This window comes from Halomonas cibimaris, from assembly GCF_039537045.1.
In the GTDB taxonomy this organism is placed as follows: domain Bacteria; phylum Pseudomonadota; class Gammaproteobacteria; order Pseudomonadales; family Halomonadaceae; genus Vreelandella; species Vreelandella cibimaris.
The window spans coordinates 1-2,519 of record NZ_BAAAZT010000043.1; the positions used below are offsets into that span (position 1 = coordinate 1).

Consider the following 2,519-nt stretch of genomic DNA (forward strand, 5'->3'; position numbering starts at 1 on the left):
ACGAACGCATTAAGTTGACGCTAAAAGGCCTGAGCCCTGTGCAGTACAGGACTCAGGCCTTGGATGCCAGCTAAATGAACCGTCCAACTTTATGGGGTCAGTTCAAAAGCGGCTGGGGCGCTTTTTTGCCATCAGCCGTGAACTCACCGCCGATTTTGCCACGCTCTGCCTGCTGGATGCGCTGCAGGGGCCGGACGAAGCCGCCACCCAGCGGCGAACGCTGGCGCTTTTGAGCCACCCGGACTTTACCGCCTGGAGCGAGCAGCACGGCGAGGTGTTCTATCAGCACTTCAGTGCCCAGATGGGGGCAGCCGGCTCTGACGTCACGTTGCCCGAGCATCAAGAGGCACAGGCACAGGCACAAAAGGACTGGCTGAATGGCTAAGCGCGCGCCCAACGCCGGTGAGCAGCAGCTAAAGCGCCGCGTGCAGCAGACCTGCGAAGAGGATCGCGCCTGGCTGATGACGCGCCAGCCGTTTACCGCGCGGCTGATGATGCAGCTGAACCTGATAGCGGTGGTCGACGACCGCCTACCCACCGCGGGCACCGACGGCGAGGCGGTATTCGTTAACGCCGAATTTATGGCCTCGCGCAGTGACGCCGACCGGCGCTTTATTCTTGCCCATGAAGTGTGGCACTGCGCGCTGGGGCATCACCGCCGCGAGCTTGGCCGCGAGCCCGAGCGCTGGAACCACGCCTGCGACTACGAAATCAACGCGCTGCTCAAGGGCCTGCTGGGCCACTGCCCGGACGATGCGCTGTATCACGCCGACTTTACTGGCCAATCCGCCGAGCAGATCTATGCGCGGCTGAGCACAAGCTCGCGGCCGCCCCGCGGTCAAACGCTGGACGTACACGACCTGATCGGCGCGCTGAGCGGCACGGGCGAGGTCAACGACCCCGATTTCACCCCGCGCCCGGTGAGTGCCGACAACGCCCGGCGCTGGCAGCAGCGGCTGATAGCGACGGCGCAACAGACGGAGCGCCAGGACGGCAAGGGCAGCCTGCCGGCCCATATTCGTACCCTGGTGGAGGGCCTGCGCCGGCCGGAGGTGCCCTGGCAGCAGGTACTGGCCGCGTTTATACAAAATACGCTCGGTGGCAGCCGCCGGTGGTTGCCACCCTCGCGCCGCCATGTGTACCAGGGCCTGTACCTGCCCAGCCTGCGTAGCCAAACGCTCTCGCTGGCGGTAGCGCTGGACACCAGCGGCAGCTGCCAGCGGGATTTGCCGCACTTTTTAAGCGAGCTCGCAGGGATTTTAGGCGCGTGCGACCGGGTACGGCTCGACGTGCTGGAGTTTGATGCGCAAGTCGCCCGGCGCACCACGCTGGATGAAAGCGAGCTGTACCGTCTGCACCAGTGGGAATGCCACGGCGGCGGCGGCAGCGATATCCGCCCGGTGTTTACCGTGCTGGAAACCACGCCGCCGGACGTGCTGGTAGCCTTTACCGACGGCCATATAGACGCGCTGAAAAGTGATCCTGGCTATCCGGTACTATGGTGCTTGACCCCAAAAGGGCAAAAGCCTACAGCATGGGGCGATATGGCAGTCCTCGTTGAATCTCACGTTGATTGATATGCCGGTATGCTGACCTGTGAGTGCCTGAGATGGATTATCTGCAACACGATATCATGCAGTGCCCCCGCGTGGTTGTTTACGACAGGCTCCAGCGTGGCTATCCCAATCACCACAGGCTTCACGATGCTATATTGTTGGGGCAGGATCATCCTTACTGATATAACCTTATATATTTTTGACGCTTACCCTGATGCCAAGTTGGAATTTCTTCAGGGCGCATTGTCGAGACCTACACTATAAAGGCTAATCAGCTTGCTTGACTCGACACGCTGGAAGGCTATATGCCAACGGCACGCAATGTAGGGCTTGTATGATCGAATGGTGCTTGGATACTGTCTGAAAAGTCGGCTCTCATGCATCGTTCGATACACGCCAGCGTCACCATGGCCTTGAAGCTGCTGGCCAGCTTGTCATAACGCGTATTTAGCCGACGCTTTTCCTTCAGCCAGCCAAACAGACGCTCCACCACGTTACGCTAGCGATATTTCGGCCGATCAAACTGATGCGGTAGGCTGGGGCGCGGGCGTCGGTGAATATGACGCTGCGGGATGATCGGGCGCATGCCATATCGCGTGCAGCAATGGCGCAACGCATCGCTGTCGTATCCCTTGTCCGCCACGATATAACGGCTACGTTTGCGAGGGCGGCCAAACGACCCGGCAACCGGACCTTCTCCAATAGCTCCGTCATGTAGGCCGAATCGGCGCGTTGACTTGCTGACAAGAAAAGGCAAGTGGAAAGCCCCGACTATCGCACAACTGATGTATCTTTGTGGTCAACCCACCGCGACTGCGGCCGAGCGCATGATCCACTGGCTCTATGGATCCCCCTTTTTTGGGTTCTTCGTCGTTTCATGTGGATTTGGCCTGATCCAGCAGGCGGCCCACCGGGCTGCCGATCAGGTAGATCATCGCGATGAAGTTGGCCTCGTTCCGGTAA

At 60.2% G+C, this 2,519-nt stretch carries 2 protein-coding genes and 1 pseudogene; 2 read left to right on the plus strand and 1 reads right to left on the minus strand.

What is annotated here, in order from left to right:
• Positions 1 to 91 precede the first annotated feature (91 nt).
• Positions 92 to 385 (plus strand): hypothetical protein, encoded by a 294-nt coding sequence (locus ABD654_RS05660; protein ID WP_344703135.1) that lies wholly within the window; start codon positions 92 to 94, stop codon positions 383 to 385.
• Positions 378 to 1,577 carry a vWA domain-containing protein gene (locus ABD654_RS05665; RefSeq protein WP_344703137.1) on the plus strand — a complete coding sequence of 400 codons (1,200 nt, stop codon included), beginning with the start codon at positions 378 to 380 and terminating at the stop codon, positions 1,575 to 1,577. Before ABD654_RS05660 ends, ABD654_RS05665 begins: the two co-directional genes overlap by 8 nt.
• 280 nt (positions 1,578 to 1,857) lie before the next feature.
• Here the strand turns inward: ABD654_RS05665 and ABD654_RS05670 are convergent.
• Positions 1,858 to 2,416 (minus strand): annotated as a pseudogene (locus tag ABD654_RS05670) (IS5 family transposase); the annotation flags it as partial.
• Between the last annotated feature and the right edge of the window lie 103 nt (positions 2,417 to 2,519).